The following is an 18,412-nucleotide window of genomic DNA, read 5'->3' on the forward strand; positions in this document are numbered from 1 at the left end:
CGTCAGCGTGCCTGGGCCGACAACGCGATCAGGCGCTCGGCCACGCGATCCAGCGGCACCACTTCCTGCGCGGCGCCGAGCTTGTAGGCAGCACCGGGCATGCCCCAGACCACGCTGCTGGCTTCGTCCTGCACCAGCGTGGGTGCACCGGCCTGCAGCATTTCCAGCAGGCCGCGGGCACCGTCGTCGCCCATGCCGGTGAGGATGGCGCCGACCGCATTCGGCCCGGCGTTGGCGGCCACCGAACGGAACAGCACGTCCACCGCCGGCTTGTGGCGGTTGACCGGCGGGCCGTCGTCGATGCGGCAGCGCCAGCGCGCACCGTCGCGGATGATGCGCAGATGCTGGCCGCCTGGCGGCAGGTAGGCATGGCCGGGCAGGATGGCTTCGCCATCGCTGGCTTCGCGCACCGACATGGCCGAATGCCGGTTGAGGCGCTCGGCGAATGCGGTGCTGAAACTGGCTGGGAGATGCTGGGTCATCACCACCGCCGGTGCGTCGGCAGGCATGTGTTCAAGCACCACGCGCAGCGCTTCGGTGCCACCGGCGGAGGCGCCGATGGCGATCAGGCGGTCGGTAGTGCGAAAGCGCAGCGCGCTGCCCGCTACCGGGGCCGCGTAGGTGTCCAGGGTGAGCTTGGGCGGGGTGGGGCGGTTGAGCGCGCTGACCTTGGCCTTGGCGGCCATCTTGACCTTGCTGACGATCTCCTCGGCGTAGCCTTCCAGCCCGCGCGCAACGTCGATCTTGGGCTTGGACACGAAATCCACCGCGCCCAGCGACAAGGCCTGCAAGGTGGTATCGGCGCCGCGTTCGGTCAGCGACGAGATCATCACCACCGGCGTGGGGCGCAGGCGCATCAGGTTTTCCAGAAACACCAGGCCGTCCATGCGCGGCATCTCCACGTCCAGCGTGATGACGTCCGGATTGAGGCGCTTGATTTTCTCGCGCGCCAGCAGCGGGTCGGCCGCCGAACCGACCACTTCGATGCCGGCATCGCGCGAGAGGATTTCGGTGAGCATCTGGCGCACGACCGCCGAATCGTCGACGATCAACACACGTACGGGAGTTTCCAGCGTCATTCGAACAGCTCCACTCCACCGGTGACCGGGGCTTTGGATAGACGGGCGCGCACGGCCGATTCGGCGGCGGCGACTTCGGCTTCGTGTGCATGCGGCAGACGCTGCACGACCACCCGGCCGGTCGTCGGGAAGAACCACACCTTGCGCGGATGGATGCCGCACAGATCTTCGGCAATGATGGGAATGTATTCGGCTTGCAGATACTGGCGCACGAACTCGGCATTGCGGGTGCCGACCGGATTGCTGGTAAAACCCTTGAGCACGTTGGCGCCACCGAAGACCTTGGCTTCGATGCGTTTGCGATGCGCGCCGCGCTTGAGCATGTCGTTGATGAGCAACTCCATTGCATAACTGCCGTAGCGCGCGGGTGCGCCGTCGCCGACCTGGCCCTCCGGCAACAGGAAATGGTTCATGCCGCCGATCTTGAGCACCGGGTCGCGCAGGCAGGCGGCAACGCACGATCCCAAGGTGGTCGTCAACGCGGTGTCGTCGTCCACGACCAGGTATTGGGTGGGCAACAGCTTGGCGGTGATGGTCTGGAAGCGCGAATCGCGGTAGCGCATCACGTCGTCGACTTGCACGGCGGTACTCATGCGGACGCCCCTGCGCGCTGGGTGCGCCGATACAGCGTGCGGCCGCACGGCTGGATCAGGTCGGCCGCGTGCAGGTAGTTCTCCGAATGCCCGGTGTAGAGCAGGCCGTCGTCGCCCATATGCGTGACCAGGCGCGACAGGATGCCGCGCTGGGTGGGTTTGTCGAAATAGATCATCACGTTGCGGCAGAACAGCGCCGCGTAAGGGCCGCCGACGTCGTAGCGCGAAGACAGCAGGTTCAACTGCCGATACTCGATCAACTGCTGCAGCGCCGGGATCACCCGGCACTTGCCCTCGTTGGGGCCGCTGCCGCGCTGGAAGTACTTGCGCTTGATCGCTGCATCCAGCGAGGCGACACGGTCGATGGCATAGACCCCGCGCGAGGCGGTTTCCAGTACCTGGGTGTCCACGTCGGTGGCGATAATGCTCACCGGCGGGGTCAGCGTGCCGAAGGCTTCGCAGGCAGTGATGGCGATGGAGTAGGGCTCCTCGCCGGTGGAGGCGGCGCAGGACCAGATCTTCAGCGGCGCTTGCGCCGTGCGCTTTTGCAGTTCTTCGCGCAACTTGTCGAAGTGGTGCGGCTCGCGGAAGAACGAGGTCAGGTTGGTCGTCAGTGCGTTAGTGAACGCCTGCCATTCTTCTTCGTCGTTGCCGGCTTCCAGTTGGTCCAGGTACTCGCGGAACGAGCGCAGGCCAAGTACGCGCAGACGACGCGACAGGCGGCCGTACACCATGTCGCGCTTGGCCGGCGCCAGGGCGATGCCGACACGTTGATAGATGAGGTCGCAGACGCGCTTGAAGTCGCGGTCGCCGAAATCGAATTCGCGTGTGTCAGAAGCGGGAGTGGTAGTCGTCATATCCATACGCGTTGTTAGCTAGTACTGGATATCGGCCATGGGGCCGTGCAACTGAAGCGCCAATCGGTGGGTCGATGGCGGTGGGGCCGTGCGGGTACGTGGAGGCCGCCGTGCGGCGGCTTGCCCGGGTTGCACGTCCACAGCAGAGGGCGTGGATGGCAATCGGCACAAACACAAACGCCCCGGCAGGCCGGGGCGTTGTGGGTGACGGCAGTGACTCAGAACTCTTGCCAGTTTCCGTCGGCCAGCGCGGCCGATGACTTGGCAGACCGCGGCGGCGCTGTCGCTGTGCGGACCGCCGGCCTGGCCGCGGTCTTGACCGCCACCGGACGTGAGGCCACCGGACGCAGGCGTGCCTGCGTGGCGGCAGCGGCCGACTCATCCAGCTTGAACACCGAGACCGCTTCGGCCAGGTGACCGGCCTGTTCTTCCATCGAACGGGCGGCGGCGGTGGCTTCTTCCACCAGCGCGGCATTCTGCTGGGTGGTTTCGTCCATCTGGGTGATGGTCTGGTTGACCTGCTCGATGCCGGCAGATTGTTCCTGCGAGGCGGCGGAGATCTCGCCCATGATGTCGGTCACGCGCTGCACGCTGGCGACGATGTCGGCCATGGTGGCACCGGCCTTGCGCACCAGCGCCGAGCCTTCGGCGACCTTGTGCACGGAGTCGTCGATCAGGCCCTTGATCTCCTTGGCGGCACCGGCCGAGCGCTGTGCCAACGTGCGCACTTCCGAGGCCACCACGGCGAACCCGCGGCCCTGCTCACCAGCACGCGCCGCTTCCACGGCGGCATTCAAGGCCAGGATATTGGTCTGGAAGGCAATGCCGTCGATGACCGAGATGATGTCGGCGATCTTCTTGGACGAGGCTTCGATGCCGGACATGGTGTTGACCACCTGCGACACCACCTCGCCACCTTGCGAGGCGACGCCGGTGGCGCCGATGGCCAGCTGGTTGGCCTGGCGGGCGCTTTCGGCGTTCTGCTTGACGGTGGAGGTGAGTTCCTCCATCGAGGCAGCGGTTTCCTCCAGGTTGGCGGCCTGCTGCTCGGTACGATGCGATAGATCGGTATTGCCGGCGGCGATCTCGCCAGCGGCCGCATTGATCGCGGTGGAGGAGGTCTTGATGCGCCCGACGATGTCGGCCAACTGTTCGGCCGTGGCATTGGCATCGTCGCGCATCTGTGCGAACACACCGCTGAATTGTCCGTGCATGCGCACGGTCAGATCGCCACGCGACAGTGCCGACAACAGGGCCGAGATCTGCTCGATGCTGGCGGCGTTGGCGTCCAGCAGGCCGTTGAGCTGCTGGGCCAGCTGCAGGAAGAAGCCCTGCTTGCCGTCGGTGTCCACGCGGCCACTCATGTCGCCGTTGGCAGCGGCACGCACGATGCGGGCGACTTCTTCTTCGACCTGCACTTCGATGGTGCGGTCGCGCCATTCGCACACTTCGCCAGCGATTTCACCCTGGTCGTTCTTGATGCCGGTGACGGTCTGTGCCAGCACCACTTCGCCGAAGCGCTCTTCGAAGCTGGTGACACCATCGCGTTCCAGTGCGGCAATGGCCTTGCGCACCGTGGCATCGGAAAGACCCAGGTAGCTGACGTGCTGGTCGATGACCTTGCTGGCATCGAACTCGGGCGATGCCAGGCGGATGCTGCTTTCGTACTGCGCCACGATCTTCATGAAGGCATCGTTGGCGTAGATGATGACACGGTCCGGATTGGTGATAAAGGTGCCGGTGGACGACTTGTCCAGCGCGGTGCGGATGCGCAGGTTCTGGTCGGCGATGATGTGGTCGCGTTCGATACGCTCCTTGAGATCGCGTTGCATGCGCTGCATGGAGCGCATCAGTTCGCCCACTTCATCCTGGCCTTGCACGTGGATCTGGCCATCCAGCTTGCCGCCGGCGATTTCGGTGGCGGTGGTGACTGCGCCGCGCATGCTCTTGACGATGGAACGGGCGAACAGGAATGCCAGCCCGAGGCCGCCGGCGATGCCGATCAGCAGCACCATCACGGTCAGCGACACGGACGTGGCATGCACCTTCTCGGCCTTGGTCTTGGCCGCCTGCGCCAGCAGGTTGTCTTCGGTAATCAGCGCAGCCAGCGAATCCTGTGCCTTGTTGTGCAGGGTGCGGGTTTCGCCGACGAAGGTGTCAACAGCATCGTCCGGGAGATTGAGCTCGACCATTTCATTGACGCTGGCATAGGAGGCGTAGGCCTTCTTCCAGTCCGCCACGAACGTATTGAACAACTTCTTCTGCTGCGGGGTCTCGATCAAGCGGGGGTAGCCCTTGATCGTCGCGTCGATCTCGCTGCCGAGCTTCTTCGACCGCTGCCTGGCCTCCTGCTTGACCGCATCGCTTGCACGCACCAGGTTTTGATAGGCCGCATTGCGGTATTCGCCGAGCATGCCGCGCAGGTCGCCGGCTTCGCGCACGCTGGACATGGTGTTGCCGGCCAGGTCGCTGGTGACGTTGTTGAGCGACGCCAGGCCCGAGTAGGCGATGATGCCTTGTACCAGCATCATCAGCAGCACGATGCCGAACGCCAGCATCAGCCGCGGCATCAGTTTCAGGTTATTGATCCATTGCATTGACACGATTCCCCGTAGAAGTCAGTCCGCATCATCCAGACAGCACATCGCCACGCATGGGCGTGGCGATGTGCGATGGAATCACTTGATGGTGGCGAGCTTCAGGCCGGCCGGAGAGCTGACTTCGATTTCGGCGCGCGAGCTGTCGCGCTGGATCTTGCCCAGAACGCAGACGTCCTTGCCTTCGAGGGATTCCGGGGCGAAGCTGAACTTGCCGCGGTTAGCGCCGTCGATGCGGGCCGAGAAGGTGTGGCGCGGGAACATGCCACCCATATAGAGGAAGGTGGGCTCACCTTCCGAGCTCTGCGCGTACTTGGCCTTTTCGACCTTGCCGCAGACCATGCCGTCCTTGCCAACGAAGCGGGTTGCCATTTCCGGCGGAATCATTTCCTGCGATTGAGCCGACAGCGAGGGAGCAACAACGACCAGTGCAGCGACGGGGAGCAGCGACAGCAGGAACTTCATAGGGGTTCTCCAGAATCGAAAGTCGAACGGTGACCCGTTTATGCACACGGGCTTCCATTCAGCTATCGGCGAGCTGGACTTCAACTTGAACCCGATTAGAGTGATCTATATCTCACTTCCACACATGTGTACGCTACCTGTCGGGAGTGTCCTGACACCTGATGGTCGCAAACGGCCGCTGCCATGGATGCAGCGGCTGCCAAGCCGTCGCGAAGCGGAGACGTGCCTCGCTGCGGTTGCGACCATCGTCTGGCGACGGCCACCCTGCAATTCGCGCACAGGGTTGAATCAGGCGGCTTCTTCGGTCAGTTGCTGGCCCAGCTCGGTGCTGTCGAGCAAGGTCTCGATGTCCAGCAGGATCAGCATGCGATCGTCCTGGGTGCCGATGCCGGAGATGAAGCGGGTATCGACCGATGCACCGAACTCGGGGGTGGGGCGGATCTGGTCATCGTTGAGCGGGATCACGTCCGAGACGCTGTCCACCACGATGCCGACGACGCGGTCTTCCACGTTGAGCACGATCATCACGGTGAAGGCATCGTAGCGGGCTTCCTTCATGCGCAGCTTCAGGCGCAGGTCGATCACCGGCACGATGGTGCCGCGCAGGTTGATGACACCCTTGATGTAGTCGGGGGCATCGGGCAGGCGGGTGACCGAATTGTAGCCGCGGATCTCCTGCACCTTCAGGATGTCCACGCCGTAGTGCTCTTCGCCCAGGGCGAAGCTGAGGAATTCACCACCGGTGCCGGTGGTCGTGCTTTTGTCGTTCATGGAAACTCCGGGCGTTGCGGCTGAGTGACATAAAGGGGGTTGCCCTAGCAACATCGGCGCGCCGTCCGGCAACTTTAGGCAGGCGCCACCGGCGCTGCAGGTAGATTCAGAACACACCGCTCTTGCGTGCATTGCGCTGGCGGTCGACGCGGAAGATGTAGCGCTGGATGGTTTCGTCGGCACCGCGCGGCAGGTCGCTGAACTGCATGCCGATGCGGAAGCCCTCGCTGCCATTGGGCAGGGTCTGCTTGTGCTGGCTGCAGACGGTGAGCGGCAAGACGATCGGCGCGGCGCCTGGCAGTTGCAGCGTGCAGTCGCGGTAGGTGCGCTGCGGCTCCAGCAAGGGCATCCCGGCCGTGAGCGAAACCGCCAGCCCGCCGCTGCTGATGTCGGTCACGCGCAGCTGGAGGCTCAGGTCGCCGCCTTGCGCTTGCTCCTGGCGGATGGTGCAGACGGGGGAATCGGTAATCGGCGTTTCCAGCCGGTACGATTCGCGCCGTTGCATGTGGTAGAGCGCATCGGGGAGGTTGGCGCGGAAGGCGACGTGGCTGTCGCGCTCGATGCGTTGCGCCTTCTCCAGCCGGAAGCGGACGTTGACCCGTTCCAGCTGCGCGTAGCACAGCAGGTACTTGGCGTCTTCGATGGCGCGGTTGGAGGTGTCGTTGTGGCTGCCGTCCAGGATCAGGCAGTCGTCGTCCTCGTCCACCTCAAGCACGGCGGTGGGCACGGCCATGTCGCGACCGGCCACGTGCATGGTGACCACGGCGCGTTGGTCCCGCAGTTGGCGCAGCAGGCCACGGATCTGCCGCCGGTTGCGCAGCAGATAGCGCTCGTCACCTTCGGGTAGATGATCGGCGTCGTGGTCCTGCTGTGACTGTGAGGAATCGCCTTGGGACATGGGCACGCGCACGGTTGGAAACGGGAGGGCGCCGCTGGACTGGCGCTGGCATCGCCATGATATCGGCGGCGGCCGCGAATCTTGAAGGCCAACGCCCACGCCGGCAAGGCCGGCGGTCGCTGCACCCGGTGACGCCGCACTGCACGCGATTGCTGCCAGTGTCGCCGCGCGCGCAGTCTATGCAGGCGCGGCATCGTCGCCTCAGTGGTAGGCGTGGCGCGCGTTGGCCAGCAGCGTGCTCAGGCGGTCTTCCTGCTCGAGGCGGAACACCGCTACCGCATCCACCAGCTGCGTGGCCTGATCCTCCATGGCACGGGCGGCGGCGGTGGCTTCTTCCACCAGCGCCGCGTTCTGCTGGGTGGTCTCGTCCATCTGGGTGACGGTCTGGTTGACCTGGGTGATGCCGGCGGCCTGCTCGCGCGAGGCGCTGGTGATCTCGCCCATGATGTCGGTGACGCGCTGCACCGAGCCGACCACCTGCTGCATGGTATTGCCGGCCTCCGCTGCCAGTGCTGCACCGTTGCCGATGCGGGTCACGGAATCTTCGATCAGGTGCTTGATCTCCTTGGCCGCGCCGGCCGAACGCTGCGCCAGCGTACGCACCTCGGAAGCGACCACGGCAAACCCGCGGCCCTGTTCGCCGGCACGCGCTGCTTCCACTGCTGCGTTCAAGGCCAGGATGTTGGTCTGGAACGCAATGCCGTCGATGACCGCGATGATGTCGGCGATCTTCTTGGACGAGGTGTCGATGTCGGCCATGGTGGCGACCACGCGGCCAACCACGTCGCCGCCCCTGGCGGCCACGCCGGCCGCATCCAGCACCAGGCGGTTGGCCTGGTCGGCATTGTCGGCGTTCTGCTTGACGGTGGCGGTGAGTTCCTCCATTGAGGCGGCGGTTTCCTCCAGCGCGGCGGCCTGCTGTTCGGTACGACGCGACAGGTCGCCATTGCCGGTGGCGATCTCGGTGGCGGCTGAATTGATGGCCAGCGAGGAGTCCTTGATCCGGCGCACGATGCCGGCCAACTGGTCGGCAGTGGCGTTGGCGTCGTCGCGGATATCGGCAAAGACGCCTTGCAGGTCGCCTTCCATGCGCGCGGTGAGATCGCCCTGCGACAGCGACGACAGCAACGCAGACACCCGCGACAAACCGTCGGCATTGTTGTCCAGCAATACATTGAGCTGCTAGGCGAGCAGCAACAGGAAGCCCTGCTTGTCCTGCACGCCAATCCGTTCGCTCAAGTTGCCGGCGGCCGCTGCGCGCACCACGCTCGCGACCTCTTCTTCCACCTGTACCTCCTGGGTGCGGTCGCTCCATTCCACGACATAGCCCATGCGTTCGCCGGTGGCATCGAGGACCGGGCTGACGATTTCCAGCATGATGCGGCCGCCGACCTCGATCTGCGCGGTATGCGAGCTCTTGAGCTGCTCCAGCAGCTGCGCCTGGTACGGGTTTTGATGAAACTGGTCGATGCGCAGCTCGCTCAACGCGTCGGCGTCGAAGTGCGGCAGGTGGGCTCGCAGCGCGCCTTGCATCTGCGTGAGCTTGCGCTGCAATGGCCGATTGACGTAGATGATGCGGCGGTCGGCATCGGCGATCATCACATTGGTGCTGACGTCGTCCAGCGCAGTGCGCACGCGCAGCGCTTCACTGGCAATCAGGTGATCGCGCTCCAGGCGCGCGCGCAGGTCGTCGCGCATGGTGCGCGCGTTGAGCAGCAGACGGCCGAGTTCGTCGTGCCGATCGATTTCGATCAGGTTGTCCAGGCGCCCGGCCGCGACGTCGCCCAACACGCGCTCCACCGCCAACAAGGGGCGGGTAACCATCTTGCGTGCGGCAATAAAGACCACCGCGATGCACAGTGCCAGCACCACCAACGAGAACAGCAACATGCTGCCCATCAGCGCGTCCAGCGGGCCATCGATGGCGCTGCGCGGCTGCGTGCCGATCACTGCCCACTGCCACGGCGCATAGCGGTGGGCAGTGACTTCGAAGGCCTGGCTGCTGCCCTTGGCATCGCGCAACGGCAGGTTGGCGCTGGGTTGCTTGCCATCCAGCACTGCTTGCAGCGCGGGCTGCTGCTCGGCGGCGACCAGCGCCGACAGGTTGTCCGGCGTGCCGGGCGGGGCGGCGATGACCTGGCCATGGTGGTCGCCAGGTGCCATGTCGACGATGATGAAGTAACCGTCCTGGCCCAGCTTGGTCTGGCTGACCTGGGCCTTGAGCGCTGCCAGGCCCTGGGTGTAGTTGCGACCGACGAACAGCGCGCCGATCACGTCGCCGGCCGCATTGCGCAGCGGCGCGTAATGGGTCATGTACTGTTCGCCGAACAGTTGCGCCTGGCCGGTGAAGGGCTTGCCCTCGGACAGCGCGGCATAGGCCTTGCCCTTGCGGTCGAGCAGGGTGCCGATCACGCGCTCGTTCTGTTTGTTGCGCAACGAGGTGGTGATGCGCACGAAGTCGTCGCCGGTGCGCGCGAAGATGGTCGCAACGCCGCCGGTGGCCTGTGCGAAGCGGTCCACCGCGTCGAAATTGAGATTCAGTGCCTGGGTGCCGGCCCGCAACGCAGGGGTGTCTTGCGCGCCGATGGTGACGGTGCTGGCCGGGTCCAGTTCGCGGGCGCCGCGCGGGAGCATGTCGTCGAACACGTTGCCCAGGCGCTGGGTGCCCTCGGTCAGGGTCACGTCGTACATCGCCACCGATTGCTGCATCAGCCGGGTGCTGGAGCGCAGCTCGGCCTTGACCTGCGATTCGATGTCGCGCGCCGATTGCCGATAGATGGTCAGGGCCAGTAGTCCCAGCGAGATGGCGATGACCAGGGTCAGCAGTGCGGACAGCCGTGTGCCAATAGACAGCCGGTTGAAGAAATCCATGCGAAATCGACCTTGCCCCGGGAAGGGCGTTACAAATGCGTGAATGCGTTATCGGCCGTCTAGGCGCGAAATTGATCCTTTATGCCGAAATCTGCATAAAAAAATGCGATATGTTCAAGTTGAGTGCGTGTAAGCGATTTCAGAGCAGGTAACCCATTCCGCCGTTTGTGAGTTCGGTGTGAAATTTCCACGGCGCGCCGTTTGCGAGTCATCGCCCTAGTCGCCAGGCCTGGAAGGCCGCGAAAAAAAAGCCGCTTCCCCTGGAGAAGAGAAGCGGCTGTCAAGATTTGCTGGTTGCGGATCCACGATCCGCGACTGGTACGCAACCCTGATAAGTGTGTTGCCTGCGTACTACGAGGTTGCACTGTGTGGTTTGGTCATGCCTTGCAAAACGTGGCTAAGAGAACAGAGCGTGGTGGTCGATGCCGATGGTCTGTGCACCTTGGGCAAGCCCGCCTGATAGACATGGACGCCACTCAGAACTCCTGCCAGCCGGCTGCATCGGTGGCCGGTACAGACGCACGTGTCGATGGGCGATGTGCGCTCGCCGGTGCGGCGAATGCACGCGCTGGCTTGCGCGCATGGCTGGGGGCACCGGCAATGGCGGCGAGCTGGCGTGCCACCGGTGCCTGCGTGTTGACCTTGAACACCGACACGGCCTCGGTGAGTTGCTGCGCCTGCTCTTCCATGGCGCGTGCGGCGGCGGTGGCTTCTTCCACCAGGGCGGCGTTCTGTTGGGTGGCTTCGTCCATCTGGGTGACGGTCTGGTTGACCTGTTCGATACCGGCGTACTGCTCCTGCGAGGCAGCAGAAATCTCGCCCATGATCGAGGTGACGCGCTGCACGCTGGCCACGATCTCTGCCATGGTGGTGCCGGCCTGGTCGACCAGGGTGGCGCCCTGGGTGACCTTGTCCACCGAATCGTCGATCAGGTGCTTGATTTCCTTGGCGGCACCGGCCGAGCGTTGCGCCAGCGTGCGCACTTCCGAGGCGACCACGGCAAACCCGCGGCCCTGTTCGCCGGCACGCGCCGCTTCCACGGCCGCGTTCAAGGCCAGGATGTTGGTCTGGAACGCGATGCCGTCGATGACCGAGATGATCTCGGCGATCTTCTTCGAAGAGGCCTGGATGTCGGACATGGTGGTGACCACATCGGCGACCACGCTGCCGCCTTGCGATGCCACCGCTGCCGCACCGATGGCGAGCTGGTTGGCCTGGCTGGCGTGTTCGGCGTTCTGCCTGACCGTGGAGGTGAGTTCCTCCATCGAGGCGGCGGTTTCTTCCAGGTTGGCGGCCTGCTGTTCGGTGCGCTGGGACAGATCCTGGTTGCCGGTGGCGATCTCGCCCGAGGCCAGGCCGATCGCGTCGGCGGCCTGCTGGATGCGACCAACGATGCCGGCCAACTGTTCGGCCGTGGCGTTGGCGTCGTCGCGCATCTGCGCAAACACGCCCTGGTACTGGCCACTCATGCGCGCAGTGAGGTCGCCGGCGGCAATGGCCTGCAACAGGCTGGAGAGCGAGGCGAGGTTGCCGTCTGCGGTGGCCATCAGGTGGTTGAGGCTCTCGACCATGATGCGGAAGTCGTACTGGAATTGCTCGGCGTTGCCGCGTGCGGTGAAGTCGCCGCCAGCCGCTGCCTGCGCCAGATGCTTGATCTCCTGATTCATCGTGGACAGGTTGTGCTTGACCTGATTCATCGCAGTGGTGATCGCAGCTTTTTCGCCTGGCAGTTGCGGCATGTCCTCGCTCAGGTCGCCGATGGCGTAGCGCTCCACCAAGTGGATGGTCTGCATCTTGACCTTGATGTGGGCGGCGACCAGCTCGTTGGTGTCGCGGGCCATGCGGCCAAAATCGCCGGGGAACACGCTGGCGTCCATACGGAAACTGATCTGGCCTTCGTCATGGCGCCTGGCCATGTCCAGCTGCGCGCTGATGAGTGTGCGGACCTGGTCCTGCATCTTGTCCATGGCCTGCAACAGGCGGCCGGTTTCGTCGTTGGCCTGGGTGCGCACATCGTTGTCGAGATGGCCCTCGGCAATGGCTTCGGCGGCACGGGTAGCCTGGGTCAACGGACGCACCAGGCTGCGGGTGATCGCCCACCCCAGCAGGATACTGATGACAACCACTGCCAGGCCGCCGCCGATCAACATGGCACGGCCGCGCGCCATGGCCGTGGTGGCTGCGTCATAGGCTTCGCTAGCGCGACGGCGCTGCAGCGCAGAATATTCATTCAAGGCGTTCTGCCACTGTTCGGTGGCCGGTGCGGCTTTCTGCAACAGCAGCGCAAGCGCTTCCTGGGGCCTGGAATTCAGGCCGAGGTCGGCGACCTGTGCGTTGAGCTTGCCGGCGATGTCGCTGGCCTGATCGATCTTCTGTCGCAATGCGGCCGCTTCCGGCGATGCGGAGAACACGTAGAGTGTGCGTCGGGTGTCTTCGTAGGTTGCCAGCTTGTCCTTGATGATGCCGGTGAAGCGCAGATTGTCTTCCTGGGAGGTGGGCAGCACGATGTTGCGCAGCTGCACGGCAACCACGGCGCTGGCGCTGGTCATGTCCTCCAGATGCTGCATGATCTTGATGTTGCGGTTGACCACCGTGTCCAGGCTCTCGCGCGCCTGGGCCAAGGTATATAAACCGGCGACGACCAATCCGCAGGACAACAGGATCAGCGTGCCGAAGGCGAAGGTCAGGCGCTTGCCGACGTTGTGCCGTTGTAGAAGAGCGATCATGTGCAGGTCTCGAGGGCAATGGGCAGGAAGGGGGGCGTTGGGTGCCATCGCGTCGTCGCGACGTCGCATGGGCCGTGCAGGCAGACATTCGGTTGTTTGATCGCTGCGACCGAACCAGGCGCTTGAGCGGCGCGATTGCAGGTATGTCTGCCTGCTTGTAGTCGGTAACGGCGCCGCCGACCACGGCTGAACGGATCTGCGCTCCCGCGTATGGGTAGCCGTCACCGAGGTGAAGCGGGCGTGCACAAGACAGCAGCAAAGGCGCGCGGAAGCGCGGCAATCGCATAGGCGATACGCAGGAGCTTCACTGTTCGATCACGAACCGGAGCGTGATGGCTGTGTGTGCGGGTGCGATCTGCAGGATCGCAGGGCACTGCCAGGTGTTCGCGAAAGGCGATTGACGTTCTTCGAGTATGCGGCCAGATGCCAGCACAGACTGGCAGCGTGCAGTAGTGCCGGGTGCTGTGCCAGCTGCCGACATACCTGGATTATCGCCAGCGCCGGCATGGCGATGGCCGATGCAGTCCGCTGCTGGGAGCTGCATCGGCGGTGCGGTCCTCTGCTTGCAGAGCGGCCGCAGGTCGATTCAATCAGTGTGAGCGCAGACGATCAGGCGGCCTGGCCGATGTGGGCCGAGGCCGTTGCCTGCAGCTGAAAGATCGAGACCGCATCACGCAGCTGCTGCGCTTGTTCTTCCATCGCACGGGCGGCGGCGGTGGCTTCTTCCACCAGGGCCGCGTTCTGTTGAGTGGACTGATCCATCTGCGCGACGGTCTGGCCAACCTGCGCGATGCCGTCGGACTGTTGCTGCGATGCGTCGCTGATCTCGTGCATGATCGTGGTGACGCGCTGCACCGAGGCGACGATCTGCTGCATGGTGTGCCCGGCCTGGCCAACCAGCTGGCTACCATGCTCGATGCGCTGCACCGAGTCGTCGATCAGCTGCTTGATCTCCTTGGCCGCGCCGGCCGAGCGCTGCGCCAGCGTGCGCACTTCCGATGCCACCACCGCAAAGCCACGGCCCTGTTCGCCCGCGCGCGCGGCTTCCACCGCTGCATTCAAGGCCAGGATATTGGTCTGGAAGGCGATGCCGTCGATCACGCCAATGATGTCGGCGATCCGGCGCGACGCGGTCTGGATGCCGGCCATGGTGCCGACCACCTGGCCCACCACTTCACCACCTTGTGCGGCCACGGTGGTGGTGTCGACCACCAGTTGGTTGGCGCGCCGCGCATGCTCGGCGTTGTTGCGCACGGTGGAGGTGAGCTCTTCCATCGAGGCGGCGGTTTCTTCCAGGTTGGCGGCCTGCCGCTCGGTGCGTTGCGACAGGTCCTGGTTGCCGGCGGCGATTTCGCTGGCGGCGTCGTTGATGGCGTCGGTGGAATGCTGGATGCGTGCGACGATGTCGGCCAGCTGCACGACCGTGGCGTTGGCATCGTCGCGCATCCGCGCGAACACACCATGGAAATCACCGTGCATGCGCACGTTCAGATCGCCGCCGGCGATCGCCTGCAGCACCGTGGACAGCGCCTGCAGATTGGCATCGGAGGTGGCCATCAATTGATTGAGCGCCTCCACCATGGTGCGGAAATCGTACTGGAAGCGCTGTGCGTCGCCGCGTACGCTGAAGTCACCGTTGGCGGCAGCCTGCACAAGCCGCTTGATCTGGGTGTTCATCGCCGACAGGTTGGCCTTGGCGGTGTCCATGGTGTCGCTCAGCACCGCCTTCTCGCCCGGCAGGCGTGGCATGTCCTGGCTCAGGTCGCCGATGGCATAGCGCGACATGATCTGCGCCAGCTGCATCTTCACGGCGATATGCGAGCCGACCAGTGCATTGGTGTCGTTCACCATGCTGGCGTAGGCGCCGGGGAAGCTGTCGGCCTGCATGCGATAGCTGATCTGGCCGGCATCGTGTCGCTGCGCCATTTCGCTTTGCGCGGCCAGCACGCGTTGCAGCTGCTGCTGCATCTGCTGCATGTTGCCCAGCAATTGGCCGGTCTCGTCGCGGCTGGGCGCCACGATCCGGTCGGTCAGTTCGCCCTTGGCGATGTTGGCCGCCACCACAGCGGCGCGCCGCACGTTGCGGGTCAGCCGCGACAAGGTGTACCAGCCCAGCGCGACGATCAGCGCGGCCAGCAGCGACAACCCGGCGATCGCCTGCCACATCGCGTCGCGGGCCTGCACTAGGTGCCGTTCGGATTGTCGTTGCAAGGCCTGCAATGCCACGCCGCTGAGGTCCTGCATCGTTTGCCCAAGCGCATCGAGCGCAGCATTCCATCGCGCGTCGGCGTGGGCGTCGCTGCCCGCCAGCGCACTCGCCAGCACGGCCATCGTCGCGTTCGCGCGTGTGGCTTCGGCGCGTGCGGCATCGCTCAGCGCCGGGTCCGGTTGCTCCAGCAGCCTGATGGCCTTGTCCAGCTCATGCCGGAAGCGTGCATGGTTACGTTGCAGCTGGCTGAGCTTTTCGGCCAGCATGGGCTTGTTCTCTGCCGCTTGCGAGGGATCGCTGGCGGCGTCCAGCCCGGTCATGGACTCGGTGGCGTCGGGGCCGTAGATCAACGTGGCCACCACCAGGTGGTAGCTCTCGATGTAGGGGGTGTACACCAGCTGGCTGTCATCGCGCAACGCATCGAGCGCTGCAAATGCCTGGTCCCTTACCTTGGTGTAGCCTTCGGTGGCGACGCTGGCGACATGGCGTTGTTGCAGGATGCGCAATTGCTCGCGGCTGCGTTCGAAGCCGGGCAGGGTGGTGGTCATGGCAAGCAGTTGCTGCAGATCGCGTTCGGCCCGCTGTGCTGCCGCAGTGGCGGTGCTGCCGCTGTCCACGTGCGCGGCGTGCAGGTCGGTGATGAGACCCAGCATCTTTCCCAGCGGTGCGTAACTGCGTAATTCGTTGCTGCTGACGCCCACGCTTTCGCTGAGCGTGCCGCTGTAGAGCAAGACCGGGACGAGTAGCCCGATCAGGGCGAGTACGCCGATCATTCCGAGTTTGCTGGCGATGGCCAGGTCGTCCCAACGACGGGTCCAACGGTGTGGGGACGGAGCAGCGGTGTTCGGCGTCAACGTGGGCGAAGTAGGCATTGGTGCGTCTCTTGGGCGTACGCAGCTATCGGCCATGACATGTGAAGGCTTGAGCCGGCCGGCAATGCTGCCGACCGGCTCTGTTCAGACTGCGTTGCGTGCCGCTTCAGAACTCCTGCCAGCTGGAGTCGTTGCCGGTGGTGGCGGCCACCGGACGCGGCCTCGACGCGGGGCTGCGACCTGCTGCCGCCACCTGCGCCCTGAGCGCTTGAGTCACCACCGGCTGCGCCGGGGCGGCACGCGCGGCCAGCGGCGCATGGCCGTGGCTGTCGTCGGTCTTGAACACCGCCACCGCGTCGGTCAACCCGACTGCCTGTTCTTCCAGCGCGCGTGCGGCCGCAGTGGCTTCTTCCACCAGGGCCGCGTTCTGCTGGGTGGTCTCGTCCATCTGGGTGACGGTCTGGTTGACCTGCTCGATGCCGGAGGACTGTTCCTGCGAGGCGGCGGAGATTTCGCCCATGATGTCGGTGACCCGCTGCACGCTGGCCACGATCTCGCCCATGGTCTTGCCGGCGCTGTGCACCAACACCGAGCCGTCGGCCACGCGCTGCACGGATTCGTCGATCAAGCCCTTGATCTCCTTGGCGGCACCGGAAGAGCGCTGCGCGAGCGTACGCACCTCGGAGGCGACCACTGCAAAACCGCGACCCTGCTCACCAGCACGCGCCGCTTCCACTGCCGCGTTCAAGGCCAGGATGTTGGTCTGGAAGGCGATCCCGTCGATGACGCTGATGATGTCGGCGATCTTCTTGGACGAGGCTTCGATGCCGCTCATGGTGTCCACGACCTTGCTGACGATCTCCCCGCCTTGCGAAGCGACACCGGCGGCGCCGATGGCCAGCTGGTTGGCCTGGCGGGCGCTTTCGGCATTCTGCTTGACGGTGGAGGTGAGCTCTTCCATCGAGGCAGCGGTTTCTTCCAGGTTGGCGGCCTGCTGCTCGGTACGCTGGGACAGGTCCTGGTTGCCGGCGGCGATTTCGCTGGCAGCGCCTTTGATCGAGATGGCAGAGTGCTTGATGCCGGTGACGATCTGCGCCAGCTGGGTGGCGGTGGCATTGGCGTCGTCGCGCATCTGCGCGAACACACCACGGAACTCGCCACTCATGCGGGCAGTGAGGTCGCCAGCGGCGATGGCTTGCAGCAGGCTGGACAGCGATTGCAGGTTGCCGTCGGCGGTGGCCATCAAGGTGTTGAGGCTATCGACCATCACCCGGAAGTCGTACTGGAAGCGTGCGGCGTCACCACGGGCGCTGAAGTCGCCGTTGGCGGCTGCCTGCGCCAGCTGCTTGATCTCGGCGTTCATCGCCGACAGATTGGATTTGACCTGCATCATGGTGTCGGTCAGCACGGCCTTGTCGCCTGGCAGCTTGTCCATGTCCTCGCTGAGATCACCGACTGCATAGCGGCCCATGATCTGCGACAGGCGCATCATCACTGCCACATGCGAGGCGGCCAGATCATTGTTGTCGCGCACGATCGTGGCGTAGTCGCCAGGAAATGCCGACTCGTCCACACGGTAGTTCAACTCGCCCTGGTCGTGCCTGCGCTTCATTTCCAGCTGGCCTTGCGAAACCTTCTGCAATTGCAACTGCATCTTGCCCATGCTGGCGAGCAGGCGGCCGGTCTCGTCGGTGCCGCTGCCATCCACGGTGATGGACAGATTGCCCGCAGCAATGGCGTCGGCCACCTGCGATGCGCTGCCCAATCGCGCGAGCAGGCGGCGCCGAATCAACCAGCCGCCGGCCACTGCCACCAGCACGGCGATGCCGCTGCCGATCATCATCGACCACCGGCTACGCACCTTGGCAGCTGCCAGGGCCGCGCTGCGCTTGACCAGCAACCCGTTCTCCTGGCTTTCGAAGTCGGTCAGCAACTGGCGCATCTTGTTCATCGCCAGACGCTCATGGCCGGCCTTGAACTGCGTCAGCAGATCGCCCATCGCCGCATCGCTGCCGCGCAGCGCGATCAGGCGCTCTTCGTGGCCCAGAAACTCGTCGTAGGCCGTATGCAATTGCCCAAGCCGATCCTGCTGGATGGGGTTGTCGGAGGTCAGCTTCTTGGCGCGCGCATATTCCTCCTCGAACGCAGTCTTGCCCTTGTTATAAGGCGTCAGATGTTGCTGCTGGCCAGAGAGCAGGAAGCCGCGCGCGCCGGTTTCGATATTGATCGTGGCGATCGACATCGCACGTCCTGTCGCGATCACCTGGTAGGTGTGATCGTTCATGGCCACCGCTTCGGAAAGCTCGGACTGCCCACGCAGTCCTACTGTGGTAACGGCCAACAGGACGGCGACGATGGTGCCAAAGCCCAGTGCCAATTGGGTGGAGAGACTCAAGTTCTTCATCTGTATGCGCCTTGATCGAGGAGCGTGGCTGATACGGGCAGAGCGCAGAGCTCTACGGTTGCGATGGACGGAAACGCACGGCTATGGACTTTCCTGTCGCGGTTGACGAAGGTCATCGCTGATATAAATA

Annotated in this window: 10 protein-coding genes and 1 pseudogene; all 11 read right to left on the reverse strand. The window is 64.6% G+C overall.

Annotated elements, in window-relative coordinates; translation table 11 throughout:
- Window positions 1-2: 2 nt before the first annotated feature.
- The 11 genes and pseudogenes from XcuCFBP2542_RS14790 to XcuCFBP2542_RS14840 all read right to left on the reverse strand — a co-directional run bounded on the left by XcuCFBP2542_RS14790 (window position 3) and on the right by XcuCFBP2542_RS14840 (window position 18,162).
- Window positions 3-1,079, reverse strand: coding sequence for a protein-glutamate methylesterase/protein-glutamine glutaminase (locus XcuCFBP2542_RS14790; RefSeq protein ID WP_104604397.1), 1,077 nt, complete (start codon window positions 1,077-1,079; stop codon window positions 3-5).
- Window positions 1,076-1,672: a chemoreceptor glutamine deamidase CheD gene (gene cheD / locus XcuCFBP2542_RS14795; protein WP_104604399.1), complete on the reverse strand. Its 597-nt coding sequence runs from the start codon at window positions 1,670-1,672 to the stop codon at window positions 1,076-1,078. The genes XcuCFBP2542_RS14790 and cheD overlap by 4 nt, the downstream gene beginning before the upstream one ends.
- Window positions 1,669-2,535, reverse strand: a complete 867-nt coding sequence (locus XcuCFBP2542_RS14800) for a CheR family methyltransferase (RefSeq protein WP_104604401.1) — start codon at window positions 2,533-2,535, stop codon at window positions 1,669-1,671. Before XcuCFBP2542_RS14800 ends, cheD begins: the two co-directional genes overlap by 4 nt.
- A gap of 212 nt (window positions 2,536-2,747) precedes the next feature.
- A complete protein-coding gene (locus XcuCFBP2542_RS14805; RefSeq protein ID WP_170067000.1) occupies window positions 2,748-5,126 on the reverse strand; it encodes a methyl-accepting chemotaxis protein in 2,379 nt (792 codons plus the stop codon).
- Between the two features lie 81 nt (window positions 5,127-5,207).
- A complete protein-coding gene (locus tag XcuCFBP2542_RS14810; RefSeq protein WP_104604405.1) occupies window positions 5,208-5,591 on the reverse strand; it encodes a hypothetical protein in 384 nt (127 codons plus the stop codon).
- Between the two features lie 288 nt (window positions 5,592-5,879).
- Window positions 5,880-6,362, reverse strand: coding sequence for a chemotaxis protein CheW (locus XcuCFBP2542_RS14815; protein WP_104604407.1), 483 nt, complete (start codon window positions 6,360-6,362; stop codon window positions 5,880-5,882).
- 106 nt (window positions 6,363-6,468) lie between these two features.
- Window positions 6,469-7,260: a flagellar brake protein gene (locus XcuCFBP2542_RS14820; protein ID WP_167527001.1), complete on the reverse strand. Its 792-nt coding sequence runs from the start codon at window positions 7,258-7,260 to the stop codon at window positions 6,469-6,471.
- Between the two features lie 201 nt (window positions 7,261-7,461).
- Window positions 7,462-10,131, reverse strand: a pseudogene (locus XcuCFBP2542_RS20235) (methyl-accepting chemotaxis protein).
- A gap of 476 nt (window positions 10,132-10,607) precedes the next feature.
- Window positions 10,608-12,857, reverse strand: coding sequence for a methyl-accepting chemotaxis protein (locus XcuCFBP2542_RS14830; protein WP_104604411.1), 2,250 nt, complete (start codon window positions 12,855-12,857; stop codon window positions 10,608-10,610).
- Between the two features lie 609 nt (window positions 12,858-13,466).
- Entirely contained in the window at window positions 13,467-15,938 is a 2,472-nt protein-coding gene (locus tag XcuCFBP2542_RS14835; protein WP_104604412.1) for a methyl-accepting chemotaxis protein, read from the reverse strand.
- A 106-nt stretch (window positions 15,939-16,044) separates the two neighbouring features.
- Window positions 16,045-18,162: a methyl-accepting chemotaxis protein gene (locus tag XcuCFBP2542_RS14840; protein WP_104604440.1), complete on the reverse strand. Its 2,118-nt coding sequence runs from the start codon at window positions 18,160-18,162 to the stop codon at window positions 16,045-16,047.
- Window positions 18,163-18,412: the final 250 nt, after the last annotated feature.

It is taken from the genome of Xanthomonas cucurbitae, assembly GCF_002939885.1.
GTDB classification, from domain to species: Bacteria; Pseudomonadota; Gammaproteobacteria; order Xanthomonadales; family Xanthomonadaceae; genus Xanthomonas; species Xanthomonas cucurbitae.

Coding starts and splice junctions, on each gene's coding strand:
- XcuCFBP2542_RS14790 (WP_104604397.1), bottom strand. CDS start 1,079: ATGACGCTGGAAACTCCCGTACGTGTGTTGATCGTCGACGATTCGGCG.
- cheD (WP_104604399.1), bottom strand. CDS start 1,672: ATGAGTACCGCCGTGCAAGTCGACGACGTGATGCGCTACCGCGATTCG.
- XcuCFBP2542_RS14800 (WP_104604401.1), bottom strand. CDS start 2,535: ATGGATATGACGACTACCACTCCCGCTTCTGACACACGCGAATTCGAT.
- XcuCFBP2542_RS14805 (WP_170067000.1), bottom strand. CDS start 5,126: ATGCAATGGATCAATAACCTGAAACTGATGCCGCGGCTGATGCTGGCG.
- XcuCFBP2542_RS14810 (WP_104604405.1), bottom strand. CDS start 5,591: ATGAAGTTCCTGCTGTCGCTGCTCCCCGTCGCTGCACTGGTCGTTGTT.
- XcuCFBP2542_RS14815 (WP_104604407.1), bottom strand. CDS start 6,362: ATGAACGACAAAAGCACGACCACCGGCACCGGTGGTGAATTCCTCAGC.
- XcuCFBP2542_RS14820 (WP_167527001.1), bottom strand. CDS start 7,260: ATGTCCCAAGGCGATTCCTCACAGTCACAGCAGGACCACGACGCCGAT.
- XcuCFBP2542_RS14830 (WP_104604411.1), bottom strand. CDS start 12,857: ATGATCGCTCTTCTACAACGGCACAACGTCGGCAAGCGCCTGACCTTC.
- XcuCFBP2542_RS14835 (WP_104604412.1), bottom strand. CDS start 15,938: ATGCCTACTTCGCCCACGTTGACGCCGAACACCGCTGCTCCGTCCCCA.
- XcuCFBP2542_RS14840 (WP_104604440.1), bottom strand. CDS start 18,162: ATGAACGATCACACCTACCAGGTGATCGCGACAGGACGTGCGATGTCG.